Source organism: Methyloceanibacter sp. (assembly GCF_041573655.1).
Lineage (GTDB): Bacteria > Pseudomonadota > Alphaproteobacteria > Rhizobiales > Methyloligellaceae > Methyloceanibacter.
Window position 1 is genome coordinate 44,035 of sequence record NZ_JBFFQD010000005.1, and the last position, 18,179, is coordinate 62,213.

General features: G+C 64.1%; 20 protein-coding genes. 8 read left to right on the forward strand and 12 right to left on the reverse strand.

Annotated features, from left to right (window positions below):
• The first annotated feature begins 152 nt into the window (after positions 1–152).
• The 4 genes from ABY454_RS02320 to ABY454_RS02335 are packed head-to-tail and all read left to right on the forward strand — an operon-like array spanning position 153 to position 3,784.
• Positions 153–1,046, forward strand: coding sequence for a metal ABC transporter substrate-binding protein (locus ABY454_RS02320; RefSeq protein WP_372928559.1), 894 nt, complete (start codon positions 153–155; stop codon positions 1,044–1,046).
• Positions 1,033–1,935: a manganese/iron ABC transporter ATP-binding protein gene (locus tag ABY454_RS02325; protein ID WP_372928560.1), complete on the forward strand. Its 903-nt coding sequence runs from the start codon at positions 1,033–1,035 to the stop codon at positions 1,933–1,935. Before ABY454_RS02320 ends, ABY454_RS02325 begins: the two co-directional genes overlap by 14 nt.
• Entirely contained in the window at positions 1,932–2,801 is an 870-nt protein-coding gene (locus ABY454_RS02330; RefSeq protein WP_372928561.1) for a metal ABC transporter permease, read from the forward strand. The genes ABY454_RS02325 and ABY454_RS02330 overlap by 4 nt, the downstream gene beginning before the upstream one ends.
• Positions 2,798–3,784, forward strand: a complete 987-nt coding sequence (locus ABY454_RS02335; protein WP_372928562.1) for a metal ABC transporter permease — start codon at positions 2,798–2,800, stop codon at positions 3,782–3,784. Before ABY454_RS02330 ends, ABY454_RS02335 begins: the two co-directional genes overlap by 4 nt.
• On the opposite strand, the gene ABY454_RS02340 is transcribed toward ABY454_RS02335, so the two are convergent.
• Both ABY454_RS02340 and ABY454_RS02345 read right to left on the reverse strand, forming a co-directional pair.
• The gene (locus tag ABY454_RS02340; RefSeq protein WP_372928563.1) at positions 3,708–4,163 is read right to left on the reverse strand and encodes a potassium channel family protein; all 456 of its coding nucleotides are present in this window, start codon (positions 4,161–4,163) and stop codon (positions 3,708–3,710) included. The genes ABY454_RS02335 and ABY454_RS02340 overlap by 77 nt on opposite strands.
• Complete coding sequence (locus ABY454_RS02345) at positions 4,160–5,401, reverse strand: DNA recombination protein RmuC (RefSeq protein WP_372928564.1); 1,242 nt, start codon at positions 5,399–5,401, stop codon at positions 4,160–4,162. Before ABY454_RS02345 ends, ABY454_RS02340 begins: the two co-directional genes overlap by 4 nt.
• A gap of 91 nt (positions 5,402–5,492) precedes the next feature.
• Here ABY454_RS02345 and def point away from each other — a divergent pair, with 91 nt between their 5' ends.
• The 4 genes from def to murJ are packed head-to-tail and all read left to right on the forward strand — an operon-like array spanning position 5,493 to position 9,409.
• Positions 5,493–6,011, forward strand: coding sequence for a peptide deformylase (gene def / locus ABY454_RS02350; RefSeq protein WP_372928565.1), 519 nt, complete (start codon positions 5,493–5,495; stop codon positions 6,009–6,011).
• Between the two features lie 48 nt (positions 6,012–6,059).
• Positions 6,060–6,986 carry a methionyl-tRNA formyltransferase gene (fmt, locus tag ABY454_RS02355; RefSeq protein WP_372928566.1) on the forward strand — a complete coding sequence of 309 codons (927 nt, stop codon included), beginning with the start codon at positions 6,060–6,062 and terminating at the stop codon, positions 6,984–6,986.
• 2 nt (positions 6,987–6,988) lie between these two features.
• Positions 6,989–7,726, forward strand: a complete 738-nt coding sequence (gene truA, locus ABY454_RS02360; RefSeq protein WP_372928567.1) for a tRNA pseudouridine(38-40) synthase TruA — start codon at positions 6,989–6,991, stop codon at positions 7,724–7,726.
• Between the two features lie 51 nt (positions 7,727–7,777).
• Positions 7,778–9,409 (forward strand): murein biosynthesis integral membrane protein MurJ, encoded by a 1,632-nt coding sequence (gene murJ / locus ABY454_RS02365; RefSeq protein ID WP_372928568.1) that lies wholly within the window; start codon positions 7,778–7,780, stop codon positions 9,407–9,409.
• On the opposite strand, the gene murI is transcribed toward murJ, so the two are convergent.
• From murI to rpmH, 10 genes are all read right to left on the reverse strand, one after another.
• A complete protein-coding gene (gene murI, locus ABY454_RS02370) occupies positions 9,406–10,236 on the reverse strand; it encodes a glutamate racemase (RefSeq protein ID WP_372928569.1) in 831 nt (276 codons plus the stop codon). The genes murJ and murI overlap by 4 nt on opposite strands.
• A complete protein-coding gene (gene dapE, locus ABY454_RS02375; RefSeq protein ID WP_372928570.1) occupies positions 10,226–11,419 on the reverse strand; it encodes a succinyl-diaminopimelate desuccinylase in 1,194 nt (397 codons plus the stop codon). Before dapE ends, murI begins: the two co-directional genes overlap by 11 nt.
• Positions 11,420–11,540: 121 nt before the next feature.
• Positions 11,541–11,990 (reverse strand): DUF805 domain-containing protein, encoded by a 450-nt coding sequence (locus ABY454_RS02380; protein ID WP_372928571.1) that lies wholly within the window; start codon positions 11,988–11,990, stop codon positions 11,541–11,543.
• 118 nt (positions 11,991–12,108) lie between these two features.
• Positions 12,109–12,951 carry a 2,3,4,5-tetrahydropyridine-2,6-dicarboxylate N-succinyltransferase gene (dapD, locus tag ABY454_RS02385; RefSeq protein WP_372928572.1) on the reverse strand — a complete coding sequence of 281 codons (843 nt, stop codon included), beginning with the start codon at positions 12,949–12,951 and terminating at the stop codon, positions 12,109–12,111.
• A 9-nt stretch (positions 12,952–12,960) separates the two neighbouring features.
• Entirely contained in the window at positions 12,961–13,722 is a 762-nt protein-coding gene (locus ABY454_RS02390) for a pyrimidine 5'-nucleotidase (protein ID WP_372928573.1), read from the reverse strand.
• The gene (argB, locus tag ABY454_RS02395) at positions 13,719–14,714 is read right to left on the reverse strand and encodes an acetylglutamate kinase (protein ID WP_372928574.1); all 996 of its coding nucleotides are present in this window, start codon (positions 14,712–14,714) and stop codon (positions 13,719–13,721) included. Before argB ends, ABY454_RS02390 begins: the two co-directional genes overlap by 4 nt.
• A gap of 25 nt (positions 14,715–14,739) precedes the next feature.
• The gene (gene yihA, locus ABY454_RS02400) at positions 14,740–15,399 is read right to left on the reverse strand and encodes a ribosome biogenesis GTP-binding protein YihA/YsxC (RefSeq protein ID WP_372928575.1); all 660 of its coding nucleotides are present in this window, start codon (positions 15,397–15,399) and stop codon (positions 14,740–14,742) included.
• 51 nt (positions 15,400–15,450) lie between these two features.
• The gene (gene yidC / locus ABY454_RS02405; protein ID WP_372928576.1) at positions 15,451–17,466 is read right to left on the reverse strand and encodes a membrane protein insertase YidC; all 2,016 of its coding nucleotides are present in this window, start codon (positions 17,464–17,466) and stop codon (positions 15,451–15,453) included.
• A 47-nt stretch (positions 17,467–17,513) separates the two neighbouring features.
• Positions 17,514–17,900, reverse strand: a complete 387-nt coding sequence (rnpA, locus tag ABY454_RS02410) for a ribonuclease P protein component (RefSeq protein WP_372928577.1) — start codon at positions 17,898–17,900, stop codon at positions 17,514–17,516.
• A gap of 26 nt (positions 17,901–17,926) precedes the next feature.
• Positions 17,927–18,061 carry a 50S ribosomal protein L34 gene (gene rpmH / locus ABY454_RS02415; protein ID WP_069440501.1) on the reverse strand — a complete coding sequence of 45 codons (135 nt, stop codon included), beginning with the start codon at positions 18,059–18,061 and terminating at the stop codon, positions 17,927–17,929.
• Positions 18,062–18,179: the final 118 nt, after the last annotated feature.

Below are 18,179 nucleotides of genomic sequence, written 5' to 3' on the forward strand. Positions count from 1 at the left end.
GGAAAAGCATCCAATGCGCAGCGTCAAAATCTATCTTGCGAATAGTTTGCAATTGCAGGTAAGCTGCAAGGCGAAAAGGGCGTAATTCAGCTATTTGGAGGCATTGTTTGAAAGCGCATTGGGTTCGGCGGCTCCAAGGACTGGGCGCCGCATTGGCTATTCTTGGGCTGAGCGCGCTTGCGGCTTGCGGAGAGCCTGAGAGTTCAACGTCCACGGACGGCAAGTTCCACGTCGTCACCACCTTCACCGTCATCCAGGACATCGCCCAGAATGTCGCGGGCGACGCGGCGGTCGTGGAGTCGATCACCAAGCCCGGCGCGGAGATTCACGACTACCAGCCGACGCCGCGGGACATCGTCAAGACGCAGGACGCCGACCTCGTCCTGTGGAACGGCTTCAATCTCGAGCGCTGGTTCGAGAAGTTCTTCCAGAACATCAAAGACGTGCCGAGCGTTGTCGTGAGCGACGGCGTGGAGCCCAGGGGCATCACCGAGGGTCCGTATAACGGCAAGCCCAATCCGCATGCCTGGATGTCGCCCACGAGCGCGCTCATCTATGTGGAGAACATCCGCAAAGCGCTCGTCGAGCACGATCCGAAGAACGCGGACGTCTACAACAAGAACGCGGCCGCCTATGCGGAGAAGATCAAGGCAATGGACGCGCCCTTGCGCAAGCGCCTTTCGGCGATCCCCGAGGACAAGCGCTGGCTCGTCACCTCCGAAGGCGCCTTCTCCTATCTCGCCCGCGACTACGACATGCGCGAGGCGTATCTGTGGCCGATCAACGCCGACCAGCAAGGCACGCCCCAACAGGTGCGTCACGTTATCGAACTGGTCCGCGAAAACAATCTCCCCGTCGTGTTCTCCGAGAGCACGGTGTCCGACCGCCCCGCACGGCAAGTCACCAAGGAGTCCGGGGCACGCTATGGCGGCGTGCTCTACGTGGACTCGTTGAGCACCGAAGGCGGGCCGGTACCGACCTATCTCGATCTGTTACGTGTGACCGTCGAGACCATTGCCAAAGGCTTCGACGATGAGCGCGCTTGATCTTCTGAAACAAGAGCCTGCGCCCGCGCCCCCCGCCAGCATCGAGGTGCGGGACATCAGCGTCACCTATCCCAACGGCTTCACCGCGGTGCACGACGCATCGTTCGAACTCTGCCCTGGCACGATCTGCGCGCTGGTCGGCGTCAACGGCAGCGGCAAGTCGACCATCTTCAAGGCCATCATGGGCTTCGTGACGCCCTCGGCCGGCGAGGTGCGCCTAAGCGGCCTTCCCGTGGAGGAGGCCGTCGCGCAGAACATGGTCGCCTATGTGCCGCAAAGCGAGGACGTCGACTGGAACTTCCCGGTGCTGGTCGAGGACGTCGTGATGATGGGCCGCTATGGCCACATGAACATGCTTCGCGTTCCGACGCGGGAGGATCGCCGGAAAGTCGACGAGGCGCTCGAGCGGGTCGGCATGAGCGAGTACCGAAACCGCCAGATCGGCGAGCTGTCCGGCGGCCAGAAGAAGCGTGTGTTCCTCGCCCGTGCGCTGGCCCAAGAGGGCCGCATCATTCTGCTCGACGAGCCTTTCACCGGCATCGACGTCACCACCGAGACGGCGATCATTGATCTCCTGAGGGAGTTGCGCGAGGCCGGCCATCTGATGCTGGTCTCGACACACAATCTCGGCAGCGTGCCAGACTTTTGCGACCAGGTGGTGCTGCTCGACCGCACCGTGCTCGCTGCGGGACCGACCGCGGAAACCTTCACGCAAGAGAACCTGGAGCGCACCTTCGGCGGCGTGTTGCGCAATTTCGAGCTGGGCGGCCACGCCCTGCACGAGGACGAGGATTCGCGCACGCTCAACGTCCTCACCGACGACGAGCGCCCGCTGGTGTTCTATGGCGGCAAGCCCCGCAAGCGCGGCGAAGAGGACAAGCGCAAATGAGCCTCGTTCTCGCCGAGCTCCTGATTCCGTTCGGCTACGATTATATGTGGAAGGCGATGTGGGTCAGCGCGCTGGTCGGTGCGGTCTGCGCGTTCCTGTCCTGTTATTTGATGCTGAAAGGCTGGTCGCTGATGGGCGATGCGTTGGGCCACGCCATCGTCCCCGGGGTTGCCGCCGCCTATATCATCGGGGCGCCTTTTGCACTCGGCGCATTCTTCGCCGGCATTCTCGCCGCGCTCGGCATGGCCTTCGTCAAGCAGCATTCTAGGCTCCGCGAAGACGCCATCATCGGCCTCGTGTTCACGACAATGTTCGCGCTCGGCCTGCTCATGGCCTCGCTCTATCCGACCTCGGTGTCGATCCAGACCATCGTGCTCGGCAACATCCTTGCCATCGCCGATGAGGACGCCTTGCAGGTGGTCATCATCGCCGTCGTGTCCTTCGCCATTCTGCTTTTCATGTGGAAGGACTTGATGGTGACGTTCTTCGACGAGACGCACGCGAAGAGCATCGGCATCAACACGGGCCGCGTGAAACTGATCTTCTTCACCGTGCTTAGCGCTTGCACCGTAGCGGCGCTTCAGACCGTAGGTGCTTGCCTCGTCATCGCCATGGTGGTGACGCCGGGCGCCACGGCTTATCTCCTGACCGACCGCTTCAGCCGACTCATTGTCATCGCAGTCGCGTTTGGCGCGGTCACGAGTTTCGTCGGCGCCTACCTCTCCTACTTTGTCAATGGCGCGACAGGCGGCGTGATCGTGACGCTGCAAACGCTGTTGTTCCTGGCGGCTTTCTACTTCGCGCCGAAGCATGGCGTGCTTGCTGCGCGCCGCAAGCGCCGCGCCGTCGCGGAGGCCGCCGCATGATCGACCCTATCGCATTCTTCACCGAACCTTTCGCCTACGATTTCATGCAACGTGCGGTCGGAGTATCGCTTCTTGTGGCCGCCGTCTGCGCCGTGCTGTCCTGCTATCTGGTGCTGAAGGGCTGGTCGCTGATGGGCGATGCCATCAGCCACGCCGTCCTGCCGGGCATCGTCATCGCCTTTGTACTGGGGATACCGCTGGTGATCGGTGCGTTTGTCGCCGGTCTCGCTTGCGCGCTCGCAACCGGTTACCTCAAGGACAACAGTCGCGTGAAAGAAGACACGGTGATGGGCATCGTGTTCTCCGGCATGTTCGGCTTTGGCCTCGTCCTGTTCACCAAGGTCGAGACGGACCAGCACCTGAACCACATTCTATTCGGCAACATGTTGGGCGTGACCGCCGCCGATCTTATCGAGACGGCGATCATCGCCGGCGGCACGCTGCTGATCGTGCTCGCCAAGCGCCGCGATCTGTTGCTCTATTGCTTCGATCCGAATCACGCGCGCGCCATCGGCCTGCCCGTGCGGGTGCTGCACTACGGATTGCTCGTTCTGCTCTCGCTCACCATTGTGAGCTCGATCAAAGCCGTCGGCATCATTCTGGTGATCGCCATGCTGATCGCGCCAGGCGCCACGGCCTATCTCTTGACCGACCGTTTTGAGCGCATGCTTGTGATCGCCGTCGTGGTGGCGTGTACCTCCGCCGTCCTCGGCACGTTCATTAGCTTCCATATCGATGGTGCGACGGGCGCGTGCATCGTGCTGGTCCAGGCGATGGCGTTCTTCGCCGCCTTCCTCTTCGCGCCGAAACGTGGGCTCTTGGCGCCAAAAGGTTTGCCTTCGCCCACGCCCACTGGCGGCGGCGCCCCGGCGCCGCACGGCCTGTTCGGTAATCCGCGGGCAAGCCTCAGCGCGTTTGGGTCTGGGGGTTCGAGCGCCGCAAAATCTCGAAGATCAAGGCCGTCGACCAGCCGATCAGCATGACGCCGTTCAGCGCCGTCATAGGCCCCAGTAGGTGCCATTGCGGTATGGGCACCACATCGCCGTAGCCGAGCGTCGTGTAGTTGCCGAAGGCGAAATAGATCAGGTCGGTGTCTGGGGGTGCGGCCCCTACCCAGTCATAGGTGTAGGCCCAAAGTACCACCTCGCTGAAATGCCCCGCGACGAGCAGAGTGCCGGTGGCCACGATGACGAGCGTGTAGCGCAGGAAGCTCGGGATCGAGCCTTGGTCCATCCGCAGCCGGTGCACGGTGGCGACGATGGCGCCCACCAGAAGGGCGTGGATGATGAGATTGGCAAGGCTTGCGCCGCCGCCCACGATGACCTGGTCGAACATCGAGCCGTCCATCGTTGAGAGCATCATTCCCCCGCGAGTAAGTCGGGTTGCCGGATGACGCGGGCACGCGGCGTCTCGCGGCGCGGCTGCGGCGCCGGCTTTTGCCGCCCCTGTGGCGCAACGGGCGCATGACTGAGAGGCTGGCCGCCATTCGCCTGCGGGGCGATCTCGCTTTGCGGTGCCGGCTCGTCGAAGTCGAGGGTCTCGATCTTGCGTCCGCGCTTGGTGATCTTCTCCGACGAGGTGAGGATTTTATCGATGTCGTCGTTGGCTTGGCCGAAATGCCGTTGCAGGTCGAGCACCCGGTCGCGGAAGCGGCCCATGTCCGTCATCAGCGTCGCCACTTCTTTTTGGATGAGATGGGCCTGCTCGCGCATCTGCACGTCCTTCATGATGGCTTGCATGGTTTGCACTGCGAGCATCATCATATTTGGGGCGCAGATGACGATGCGCGCCCGGTGCGCTTTTTGGATGATGTCCGAGAAATGCTCGGCAAGGTCCGCGTAGATCGCTTCGGACGGCACGAAGAGGATGGCCGTGTCCTGGGTTTCCCCGGCGATGAAATAGCGCTCCGCCATCGCCTCGATATGGCGGGTGACGTCGGTGCGCACCCGGCGTGCGGCCTCTTTCTTTTCCCGTTCGCGCTTGGCCGTGCGGAACGCTTCGAAGCCCTCCAGCGGAAACTTGGCGTCGATCACGATCCCCGCCGGCGTGTTCGGCATATGCAGGAGACAGTCCGGCCGCTTGCCGTTGGAGAGCGTCGCCTGGAACGTATAGGCGCCCGCCGGCAGCCCGTCCTTGACGATGGTCTCCATGCGCATTTGGCCGAAGGCCCCACGCGCCTGCTTGTTGGCGAGGATCTCCTGCAAGCTCACCATGTTCGAGGAGAGGTCCGTGAGGTTCTTCTGCGCCGTGTCGATCACCGCCAGGCGCTCGTTGAGCTTGGAGATGGAGTCGTGCGTCTTGCGCGCCGTCTCGTTGAGGTCGCTGCCCACCTTGTGGGTCATGCGGTCGAGCCGCTCGTTCACGGCGCGCGCCAGCTCCCCGTGCCGGGTCACGCTGACCTCGGCCAGCGTCTGAAGCCGGACGCGCATCTCGCCAAGTTGGGTGTCGTTGGCGGCGCCTTCGCGCTTTCGCCGCACGATGAGCACGATGAGAATGATCGCGAGCGCAAGCAGCGCAAGGACAGCAAGCCCTGCGAGCGCGAGGGCCACATGGACCGGGTCGAGCGTGATGCTCCCCACCTGAAGGGGCTCAAGAGCCATAAGACCAAGCTATAGGCTGATTCGCGAGTTCAGACCAAAACAGGAACATGTTGACCGAGCTGCGCCCGGTCCTTATGTCAGCCGGGAACCCATGACGCATCTCTACCCCATCATCATCATCCCGGACCCGGTGCTGCGCCAGGTGGCAGAGCCCATCGAGCGCGTGGACGACGATCTGCGCCGGCTCATGGACGACATGCTGGCCACCATGTACGACGCGCCCGGCGTGGGGCTGGCGGCGCCGCAGATCGGAATCTCGCGCCGGCTGATCGTCATGGACGCGACGGGCGACGATGAGCCCAAGGACCCCATCGTCATGGTCAATCCGAAGATCCTCGACCGCTCCGAGGAATTGCGCGTCCACGAGGAGGGCTGTCTGTCCATCCCCGAAGTGACGGCGGAGGTCGAGCGCCCGGCCGTTAGCCGCGTCGCCTTTCTCGACCGAGAGGGCGAACGCCAAGAGCGCGTGCTCGAAGGCCTCCTCTCCACCATTGTCCAGCATGAGGTCGATCATCTCGACGGCGTGCTGTTCATCGACTATTTGTCGCGGCTCAAGCGCGACATGATCGTCAAGAAATTCACCAAGCAGAAGCGCGCCGAGGCGATGTAGCCGCCAAAGGCTTCACTTCGCACCTCAACCAGCCTAAGACCCGGACCCATGCGCATCATCTTCATGGGCACGCCCGATTTTGCCGTGCCGGCGCTTCAAGCGCTTCTGAAAGGGGGTCACGAGGTCGTCGCCGTCTATACCCAGCCGCCCCGCGCGGCGGGGCGCGGCATGGCCTTGCGGAAGTCGCCCGTGCACGAGGCGGCGGAGGCGGCCGGGCTAGAAATACGCGTGCCGAACGATCTCAAGAGCCCTGCGGAGCAGAAGCGTTTCGCCGCGCTCGATGCGGAGGCGGCCGTCGTTGTCGCCTATGGGCTCATCCTGCCCAAACCAATTCTCAATGCCACGCGGCGCGGGCTGTTCAACATCCACGCCTCGCTCCTGCCGCGCTGGCGGGGCGCCGCGCCCATCAACCGCGCGATCATGGCGGGCGATGCCGAATCCGGCGTGTGCATCATGCGCATCACCGAAGGGCTCGACGAAGGGCCGGTCTGTCTCATGGAGCGCGAGTCCATTGGGCCGGACATGACGGCGGGGCAGCTGCACGACGCGCTCTCGGAACTTGGTGCAAGCATGATCGTGGAGGCCCTCGCGGCACTTGAGAGCGGGACGCTGCAATGTCTTGCGCAAGACGATGCGAACGCCACCTACGCGGCCAAAATCAAGAACGCGGATACGCGGATCGACTGGTCGTTGGCAGCCAAGGTCGTGCACAACCATATTCGCGGGCTTAGCCCGTACCCGAGCGCTTGGTTCGAGATCAACCTTGGCGGCAAGCGCGAGCGTGTGAAGGTGCTCGACTCCAAGCTCGCTGACGGCAATGCGCCTGCAGGTATGCTACTCGATGATGCGCTGACGGTTGCGTGCGGGGAAGGCGCGGTGCGTCTCACCGAGGTTCAGCGCGCCGGCAAAAAGCCGATGTCGGCCGATTCCTTCCTGCGCGGTATAGACCTTCCCGCGCGCACGGTTTTCGATTAGCCATGCCCCGCTACAAGCTCACCCTGGAATATGACGGCACACCCTTTGTCGGCTGGCAGCGTCAGGACGGGCAGATGTCGGTGCAAGGGCGGCTCGCGCAAGCGATCAAGGATTTCTCCGGCGAGGATGCGATGCCGGGCGGTGCCGGGCGCACCGACGCCGGTGTCCACGCCATCGGCCAAGTCGCCCATGTCGATCTCGAACGGGACTGGGCGCCGGCCAAGATCCGCGACGCAATCAATGCGCAATTGCGGCCCGAGCCGATCTCGGTGCTGGATTGCGAGCAGGTGCCGGACGGTTTCGACGCGCGCTTCTCCGCAAAGGCACGGCACTATCTTTATCGCGTCGTCGACCGGCGCAGCCCGCTGGCGCTGGAGCGGGGCCGTGCCTGGGGCGTGTTTAAGCCTCTGAACGCCAAGGCCATGCACGACGCCGCGCAAGGCCTCATCGGCCATCACGACTTCACGACATTCCGTTCCACCGAGTGCCAAGCGGCTTCGCCGGAAAAGACCCTGGACCGGCTGGAGGTCTCCCGCCACGGCGAGATCGTCCGGATCGAGGCGTCTGCCCGCTCCTTCCTGCACAATCAGGTGCGCTCCATGGTGGGGTCGCTGAAGCTCGTGGGCGAGGGGCGCTGGACGAGCGGCGACCTCAAAAAGGCCTTGGAAACCAAGGATCGCGCGGCTTGCGGGCCGGTGGCGCCGCCCCAAGGCCTTTACCTGGTGAAGGTGGACTATTAAGCCAAGTCCACCTTCAGCAAGGCGACCTTCAAGGGGGGATCAGCCAAGCGCATGATCAGGCGCATCGCCACTGTCGGCGGGCTCACGCTCGTCTCACGCCTCACTGGCTTCATCCGCGATGTGGTCATGGCTGCCATTCTCGGCGCCGGACCGATGGCCGACGCTTTCTTCGTCGCCTTCCGCCTGCCGAACCATTTCCGCGCCATCTTCGCCGAAGGGGCCTTCGCCGCCGCCTTCGTGCCGGCCTATGCGCGCACGCTGGAGGAGGCGGGCCTGCCGGCGGCCAAGCTCTTCGCCGATCAGATCGCCGCGGCGCTGGTCACCATCAATCTGGTGCTGCTCGCCATTGCGCTTCTGTTCACACCGGAAGTCGTCGGGCTTCTCGCGCCCGGCCTTGTCGGCGATCCGGAACGCTACGATCTCGCGGTCGCGCTCACGCGCATCACCTTCCCCTATCTGGCGCTTGTCTCGTTGGAGACCCTGTTCGCCGGCGTGCTCAACGCCAATAACCGCTTCGCCGCGGCGGCCAGCGCGCCCGTGCTGCTGAACCTCTCGGTGATCGCCACACTGCTGCTGACGCCCTATTTTCCCGATGCCGGCCATGCGGCGGCTTGGGGTGTCCTCATTGCCGGTGTGGCGCAAGCCATTCTGTTGGGCTTTGACGCCGAGGCCCACGGTTTCGGCATTCGCTTGCGCATGCCGAAACTCGACGAACCCACCCGCAAATTCCTTAAGGCCTTAGGCCCGGCCATTCTCGGCGCGGGCGGTGTGCAGCTCGCGCTCTTCGCCGATACGCTGATCGCGACCTTCCTGCCCACCGGCGCGCTGTCAGCGCTCTACTACGCCGACCGCATCAATCAGCTGCCCATCGGCGTCGTGGGCATCGCCGTCGGCGTCGTGCTGTTGCCGGAGATGTCGCGGCGCTTGGCGGCGGGGGACGAGGCGGGCGCGGCGTCGGCCCAAGCGCGCGGCATCCAACTGGCGCTGCTTCTGACCGTGCCGTGCGCAGCCGCAGCCGTCGCCATTCCCGACCTCATCATGCGGGCGCTGTTTGCGCGCGGCGCGTTCACGGCGGCCGATGCGCTTGCCGCGGGCAACACCCTTGCCGCTTACTCGATTGGACTCATTCCCTTCGTGCTGCTGCGGAGTTTCACCGCGCCCTTCTATGCGCGCCGCGATACGCTGACGCCGGTGAAAGCGGCGCTGCTCGCCGCGACCGTCAACATTGGCTTGAAGGTGGTGCTGATGGGCCCGCTGGCGCAAGTCGGCCTTGCCCTCGCCACCAGTATCGGCGCCTGGATAAATTTGAGCTTGCTTGCGTATTTCGCGCGGCGCCAAGGCTTCGCCGTTTCGGGCACGGCCATTGGCGGGCCTGTCGCGAAGTTGCTCATCGTTGGCGTCGTGTTTGCCGGCGCGCTCTTTGCCGGCGCTTACGGTCTTCACCAGGCGCTTGCCTCGATGACCCATTTCCGCGACGAGACGGCGCTGGCCATTCTCGTGATCGGCGGCGGCGTGCTCTACTTCGCGCTCGTCGCGGTGGTCCTTGGCCGGAATTGGTTCATGGGGCTGTTGAAGGATGTGTCGACTGCCGCCGACACGGATGCGCCCGCCGAACTCGACGAGCCTGATCCCACGGACGATTCCGCCGCGCTGCCGGACTCCGAGCCGCCGCCCAAAGGCTAAGCCTTTCGCAAGTCCACAAGCTCGACATCGTCCACGGCGATCTCACGGCCCAAGAAGATGGCGCCGACGCGCGCAAACCGTTCCGGCGAATCCGTCGCGAAGAAACGGATCGAGGCGTTGCTCGCGGGCCCTGCGGAAGCCGCACCTGCGTCCTCAAGTGCGTCTGCGACGGCCGCCGCCGTGGTCTCCGCCGAATCCACGAGCGCGATGTTTGTCCCCACGGTGCGGCGGATCGCGTTCGCCAGCACGGGAAAGTGCGTGCAGCCAAGCACCAGCGTGTCGGGGGCGTCGTCCCCATCGAATAGCGGCTCGAGATAATGCTTAGCAGTGGCGAGTGTCGCCGGCGTTTCGGCCCAGCCTTCTTCGGCGAGCGCCACAAAAACCTGACACGGCTGCTGGACGACGTCCGCGTCCGCCATCAGCCGCTGAATGGCCCGCGCATAGGCGCGTCCCTGCACGGTGCTTTCGGTCGCGAGTACGGCAATGCGCTTGTTCTTTGTCGCAGCGACTCCCGCCGCGGCGCCCGGCTCAATCACCCCGATCACGGGCACCGGGTCCCATGACTCCTGCAGCACGGCAAGTGCCACGGCAGAGGCGGTGTTGCAGGCGATCACCACCATCTTCACGCCTTCGCCGACGAGGAGCTGCGTGGCTTGCAGCGCGTAAGCCTGGACGGTTTCCGCGCTCTTGGTGCCGTAGGGCAGCCGCGCCGTATCGCCGAGATAGACGAAGCGCTCATGCGGGAGGCGTGCGGCAAGGGCCCGTAGCACCGTCAAGCCGCCCATGCCGGAGTCGAAGACCCCGATCGGCCGGCCGTCACCGCCCATCGGGTCCCCCGGCAAACGCCTCGAAATAGCGCTCGATGAAGCGCCGATAGATCGCGGTCAGTTGCTCGAGGTCGCTGACCTTGGCGTTCTCGTCCGTCTTGTGGATGGTCTGGGTAGTAAGCCCGAACTCCACGACGGGGCAGTAGTCCTTGATAAAGCGCGCGTCCGAGGTGCCGCCGGCCGTTGACAGCGCGGGCGTGAGTCCCGTGACCTCGTGCACTGACTCGCTCAAGAGAGCGTCGAGCGGACCCGGCTCGGTGACAAACACATCGCCAGGCGGATCGAACTCCAGCGTGAAGGTGAGTTCGGTGTCGTTGAGGGCCGCCCCCACTTGCTCCCGCAGCATCTTCTCCAGCGAATCCGGTCCATGCCGGTCGTTGAAGCGGATATTGAACTTCGCTTCCGCGCTTGCCGGGATCACGTTCGTCGCCGGGTTATCCACGTCGATGCTGGTGACCTCAAGATTAGACGGCGAGAAATGCGCGCTACCGTAGTCGAGCGGTTCGTCGTAAATCCTGGTCAGCGCCGCGATGATGCCTTTCACCGGATTGGCGGCAAGATGCGGATACGCCACGTGCCCTTGCTGGCCCGCGACCTTCAGCCGGCCGTTGAGGCTGCCGCGGCGCCCGATCTTAATCGTCTCGCCAAGCTTGTCGGTATTGGAGGGCTCGCCGACGATGCAGTGGTCGGGCTTCAGGCCCTTATGCTCCATCCACTTGAGCACTTTCCGCGTGCCGTTGATGGACGGGCCTTCTTCATCGCCGGTGATGAGCAGGCTGATCGTGCCGTCGATCTCGCGGTTCTTCGCCTTGGCGTAGTCGAGCGCCGCGGACGCAAAGCAAGCGATTGCGCCCTTCATGTCAGACGCGCCGCGGCCGAAGAGCACCCCGTCGGCGATCTCCGCGGCGAAGGGCGGATGGCTCCACAGGGCCTCGTCCCCCGGCGGCACCACGTCCGTATGGCCGGCGAAGCACAGATGCGGCGGGCCCTCGCCGATCCGCGCCAGGAGATTGTCCACCGGCGGCGTGCCGTCTTCGCTGAAGGTGAGGCGTTCGCAGGCGAACCGCGCCTTCGTCAGCGGCTCGATCAGAACGTCCAAGGCGCCCGCGTCCTTTGGCGTGACGCTGGCGCAGCGGATCAAGAGTTGTGCGAGCGCTACGGCCCTTTCGCCGGGCGTGGTCATGGATTGGTCCCTTGGGTTCCGGCGCGACGGAGCGCCGCGCCCGGAGAACATGACGGGGCCCCGGCCCCCTGGCAAGCGGCGAGGCCTGCTCGGCCTTATGCATCAGCGAAGCTTTTGAGGACTAGGTGAGGGCCGTCAGCGGGTCGCCGCCATAATTGTTCGGCCCCGGCGTGCCCTTCAGAATGCCCAAATCGATGAGGAACCAAAGGCCCACGCCCAGATTGACCAGCATGCAAAGCCAGCCAAGCCCATTGAGTTCGGCAGGTGTGCCCGTCATGCCCCAGGCGTCGAACAAGCCGGCCAGCAACGAGGGCACCAAGCCGTAGAGCGCGGTCTTGCCCGGCTTGTCCCGGTCCTGGAAGCGCTTCGCGCACAAGGCATAGGTCGGGAAGAACAGGACGAGTGCGACGAGGGTTGCCAGAAAACCGCCGAAAAAGCCCCCGCCGAAAATAAGCTCGATGATCAGCCCGAAAGCCAGGCTGATGATGGCGAGAATGACCACGCCGACCCACCATTTGGCCCGGTTGAGGCGTCCGTCAAACGAAGCGAAGAGATATTGTAGGTCCATCATTCCCCCCTGGACGGCCTTTCGCGACTCAGCCTCTGAGTTTGTAAGGCCGAACGGCCGTCTTGCGAAGAGGGATATGAACCCAACGCCGTGAAACCCCGCGCTGGGTTAACGGGATATCTCAGTCGCGCAACAGCTCGTTGATGGAGGTCTTGGAGCGGGTCTGCTCGTCCACCGTCTTGACGATGACGGCGCAGTAGAGCGAGGGGCCAGGCGAGCCGTCCGGCAGTGGTTTGCCCGGCATCGAGCCGGACACCACCACGGAGTAGGGCGGCACGCGGCCCTGGTGCACGAAGCCCGTGGCGCGGTCGACGATCTTGGTGGACTGGCCGATATAGACGCCCATGGAGAGCACGGAGCCCTCGCCGACGATCACGCCTTCGGCCACCTCGGCGCGCGCGCCGATGAAGCAATTGTCCTCGATGATCACGGGGTTCGCCTGCAAGGGCTCCAGCACGCCGCCAATGCCGGCGCCGCCCGACAGGTGCACGTTCTTGCCGATCTGCGCGCAAGAGCCGACCGTAGCCCAGGTGTCGATCATGGCGCCGCTATCCACGCGCGCCCCGAGATTGACGAAGCAAGGCATGAGCACGACCCCGGGCGAGATATAGGCCGAGTGGCGCACAATGCAGCCCGGCACGGCGCGGAAGCCTGCTTCCTTAAAGTCCTTCGCCTTCCACTTCTCGAACTTGACCGGAACTTTGTCCCACCAGGACGAGTCGTCCGGCCCGCCCTCCATCCGGTGCGGATCCTCCAAGCGGAACGACAGCAAAATCGCCTTCTTCACCCATTGGTTCACGGCCCACTCGCCGTTCGTCTTCTCGGCCACGCGCAGCTCGCCCTTGTCGAGCAGGTTCAGGACCTCCTCGACTGCGTCGCGCACGACGCCTTTGCTGTTCGGCGTGATCTCTGCTGCGTGCTGAAAAGCGCCGTCGATGAAATTCTTGAGATGATCGTGAGACATGGGACTCCGTCAGGTCAGGCAGAATTGTGCTTGGGGCAAGCGCGTCGCGGGGCTCTCGGCGTCTTCGGCAAGAGCGCTCGCGATGGCGGTGAGGAAAGGCGCAAGCGCCTCGGTACGGTGATGAATGTAATCGGGCAGTATGGACCACGTCTCGTGGCTCTGATGCTCGGGCCGGCCGGTCGCGCGGCAATCGATCCAGACCGTGGTCATGCCGATCGCTTGCGCGGTCTCAAGATTATGCGGCAGGTCGTCGAACATCGCCGCGTTGGCGGTCTCGATGCCGTGCGTGCCGGTGAACCGGTCGAAGGCTTCGCGTGTCGGCTTGGGGTTCACAAAGTCGAGCGCGCGGATGTCGAAAATGTCCTCGAAGTGATCGAGCACGCCGAGCTTTTCCGCCACGGCCTCGGCGTGTTTGCGCGAGCCGTTGGTGAACACGAACTTCCGGCCCGGCAGTGCGTCGATGGCGGCGACAAGCTCGGGCGAAGGGGCGACAACGTCAAGATCGATGTCGTGCACATAATCGAGAAACGAGTCCGGGCACACGCCGTGAAGCCGGATAAGACCGGCGAGCGTGGTGCCGTGCTCGAAATAGTAGCGCTGCCGCAAGGCGTGTGCGTCTTCGATGGAGAGATCGAACGCATCGGCGATGAACGCACCCATGCGCTTGTCGATCTGGGAGAACAGATCGCAATCGGCCGGGTAGAGCGTGTTGTCGAGGTCGAAGACCCACGTCTTTACATGGCCGAAGCCTTGCCCTTGGGTAGCGCTCATCGCGGCGCCCTCGTGCGGCTGCCGCCAGGGCGCTTGCGTTCGATCAGCGTACCCACGCCGTGCTCGGTGAACAGTTCCAGCAGCACGGCATGTGGCACCTTGCCGTTGATGATGACCACGGCCTCGACGCCCTCCGAGATCACGTCCACGCAGCCCTCGATCTTCGGGATCATGCCGCCGTTGATGGTGCCGTCATCGATCAGGCTTTGCGCTTCCGCCGTGGACATGGAGCGCACCAAGCGGCCCTCTTTGTCGAGCACGCCGTCCACGTCAGTGAGGAGTAGGAGCCGCTTCGCCTTCAGGGCCACGGCCAGCGCCGAAGCAAAAGTGTCGGCGTTGATGTTGAGCGTCTCGCCGTCTGGTCCGACGCCGATCGGCGCCACCACCGGGATCAGGTCCGACTCGATAATGACGTCCATGATATGCGGTTCAACCAGGCCGGGCTCGCCGACGAAGCCGAGATCGAGGACCTGCTCGATATTTGACTGAGGGTCACGCACGCGCCGCTCGAGCCGCTTGGCCCGCATCAGATTGGCGTCCTTGCCGCAAATGCCCACGGCCTTGCCGCCCTGGTTGTTGATGGCCGAGACGATCTCTTTGTTGACCGAGCCGGCGAGCACCATCTCCACCACGTCCACGGTCTCCCGGTCGGTGACCCGCAAGCCGTCCTTGAATTCGGATTTGATGTTGAGCCGCTCCAGCAGCTTGCCGATCTGCGGGCCGCCGCCATGGACCACGACCGGGTTCACCCCGGCCTGCTTGAGCAGCACGATGTCCCGGGCGAAGTCGCGGGCAAGCTCCGGATCGCCCATGGCATGGCCGCCATACTTCACCACCACCGTCTTGCGGTCGTAGCGCTGCATATAGGGCAGGGCCTCCGACAAGGTCTTGGCGTTGGCGTGGACGGAAGCGAGTACGTCCGCGAGCGGGCCTGCGTCCTTGGGAGGCGCCGGGTCTTTCGACTTTACCTGGGCTGTCTTGGTCTTGGCCATTTGCGCCTTATACCGGCGCTTGGCCTCAAGGCACAACGCCGTTTGGTGCCAAGGTTGCCACTGCGGCCCGCAATTCCGGAATGCCGGAGCCGGTTCGGGCCGAGGTCACCAGGATTTGGGGGTAGGCTGCCGGGCGTTTCGACAGCTCGTCCTCCGTCTTGGCGATCACCGCCTGAAGCTCGCTCTGCTTCGGCTTGTCCGCCTTGGTCAGTACCGCCTGATAGGACATGGCGGCCTCATCCAGCAGCTTCATGGTGTCCCGGTCGTTAGCCTTGATGCCGTGGCGGGCATCGATCAGCAGGAACACCCGCTTCAGCTGGCGGCGCCCCCTCAGATAGTCCCGGATCAACTGGGTCCAGCCTTTGACCTCCGATTTTGGGGCCCTGGCATAGCCGTAGCCCGGCATGTCCACCAGATAGAGCTCGCTCTCGGGGCCGAGTGTGAAGAAGTTGAGCTCGCGCGTCCGCCCCGGCGTGACCGAGACGCGGGCCAGCGTCTTCCGGCTCGTGAGCGCATTGATCAGGCTCGACTTGCCCACATTGGACCGTCCGGCAAAGGCGATCTCCGGCGTGCCCTCGTCGGGAAGCGCAGCGATGCTGACAACGCCTTTGACGAATTCGCTCGGCGCCTTGAACAGCTCTTCGCCCCGGGCGATCTCGTCGGCGGTGAATTCGGGGTGGTCCATCGCTATGGAGTGCCCGCGTTCGCCGGCGATGACAAGAACGAGAATTGGCCCTTACGCCGGGCGATCCTCGCCGCCATCGGTCTCAGCGTCCTCCGCCTTCTTGGCTGAAGCCTTCTTGGCTGAAGCCTTCTTGGCCGCGCCGGAGTTCGTTTGCTTCGCGGCCCGCTTCGCCCGCCGCGCGGCCTTGGCGCTGCGCTTTTGCGCCGCCTCGGTTTTGGCCGACTTGGCTTCCTCGTTCTCGTCCGCCGCCCCTTGGGACGGCTTGATGCCGAGATTCTCCAGCAGCGGAATGTCCACGCCCTGGCGCCACATGATGAAGGACTGCTGGAGGATGGAGAGGGAGTTGTTCCACGCCCAGTAGATCACGAGACCGGCGGGGAACGAGGCCAGCAGGTAAGTGAAGATCACCGGCATCCAGGTGAAGAGCTTCTGCTGCATCGGGTCCGGCGGCGCCGGGTTCAGCTTCATCTGGAACCACATCGTGAAGCCCATGATGAGCGGCCAGGCGCCGATCATCAGGAACGTGGGCGGATCCCAGGGGATAAGGCCGAACAGATTGAAGACGCTCGTCGGGTCAGGCGCCGACAGGTCCTTGATCCAGCCGAAGAACGGCGCATGCCGCATCTCGATGGTGACGAACAGCACCTTATAGAGCGCGAAGAACACCGGGATCTGCACCAGGATCGGCAAACAGCCCGAGGCTGGGTTCACCTTCTCCTTCTTGTACAGCTCCATCATCGCCTGCTGCTGGCGCATACGGTCCTCGCCGTAACGCTCCTTGATCTTCTGCATCTCGGGCGCGAGCTTCTTCATCCGGCTCATCGACACGTAGGACTTGTTGGCGAGCGGGAAGAGCACGAGTTTGATGAGCACGGTGACGATCAGGATCGACACGCCGAAATTGCCGACCAGCTTGTAGAAGTAGTCGAGGGCGTAGAAGAGCGGCCGCGTCAAAAAGTAGAACCAGCCCCAATCGATCAGGAGATCGAATTTGGGAATGTCGTAGGTGGAGGCGTATCCGTCGACGACGTTCACTTCCTTGGCGCCGGCGAACACGCGCCCCGAAACTTGTTCGGTACCGCCGGCCGCGACGGTCAGCGGTCCCATCAGGTAGTCGGTCTGGAAACGCGTCCGGTCGCCGTTCTGTGTGCCGGCGAACTTTGCATCGAAGCTCTGGTTCTGCTCCGGCACGACGACGGTCGCCCAATATTTGTCGGTGATGCCGAGCCAGCCGTTCTTGCTCTTGAACGTGGCGGGTGGATCGTCGATCGCCGATGAATAGCTGATCTCCTCCAGCCCATCGTCGACCACCCCGATCAGGCCTTCATGCAGAATGTAGAAGCCCTCGACCTCGGGGAATTCGTGCCGGGAGACGAGTCCATATGGATAGAGCGTGACGGCGTCGGTCCCTGTGTTGGTGACCGTATCGTCGATCGTGAACATGTACTTGTCGTCGACCGAGATGGTGCGCGTGAACTTCAGCCCTTTGCCGTTGTCGTAGGCGAGCGTGACGGGCGTGGCGGGGGTGAGCCGGCCTTGGCCTTCTGCCGTCCACAGCGTATCGCCGGTGGGTAGCCCAAGGTCGTTGCCGCCGGCGCCGACGAAGCCGCGCTCGGCGTAATAGGCGTGCGGTCCTCCGGCAGGTGACAGGAGAATGACCTGCGGGCTGTTCGGGTCCACGGTGACGCGATAGTCCTTGAGCGTCAGATCGTCGAGGCGTGCGCCTTTCAGCGAGATCGAGCCCCGTACGCTCGGCGTGTCGATTTCAACGCGGGGCGAGGCGGCGAGCGCCGTCTTCCGCGTCAGCCCCGTTGGCGAGCCTTCCGGCTGCGGCGCCGTGCTGGCGCCTGGCTGCGGCGCCGTGCTGGCGCCTGGCTGCGGCGCTGTGCCGGCGCCTGGCTGCGGCGGTGCGCTGTCGGCCGAAGGCGTGGGCAGTCCTTGCTCGGCCTTCTGCGCGGCCTGCTGCCCCTCCGGCGGGGTCTCGGGCACGAAGAAGAACTGCCAGGCGAACAGCACAGCCATCGACAGCACGATGGCGAAGATAAAGTTACGGTTGTTCTCGTCCATGTCGCTTTCAGTTCAACGCCGCTTCTTCGCCAAGCGTGTGGAAGTTTCTAATCGGATTTGGGCCTGCGGCGCCTCTTGGCCGAAGAGGGTTCGTGCACTTTGGCCAGCGCGCGTTCAAGATCCTTGATCAGATCGGTGAAGCGCCGTTGTACCGTGCCTCCCCGCGCGATCAACACATAATCATAGCCTTCCGAGGCGTGCGCTGAGCCGGTCAGCCGCACCGCCTCCTTGAGGCGTCGTCTGGCCCGGTTGCGCACGACCGCACCGCCGAGGCTTTTGGTCGCGGTAAAGCCGAAGCGGGCTTGGGTGGGAGTAGCGGGCGAACCCGCGCGGCTGCGGCGTGCCTGGAGCACAAGCGAAGGCGTGGTGAAGCGCGTGCCGCCCCTCACATACAAAAATTCTGGCCGGGTCTTGAGACGTCCGATGGCCGTCACCGGGTGAGGCGGATATCCGCCGCTCCTTAGGCCGACAGGCGCTTGCGCCCCTTGGCTCTGCGCCGTGCGATCACCTTCCGGCCCGCTTTGGTCGCCATTCGAGCGCGAAATCCGTGGCGCCGCTTGCGGACGAGCCGCGATGGTTGATAGGTGCGTTTCAAGGACTTTCTCCTGCCGTCCCTCCACACCCCTAAGAATTGGGCGGGTCTGGGAGGCGTAAAAGGTTCGGGGCGGCTTATAGGTTCTGTCCGCCTACAAGTCAACAAATCCGGGCGATTC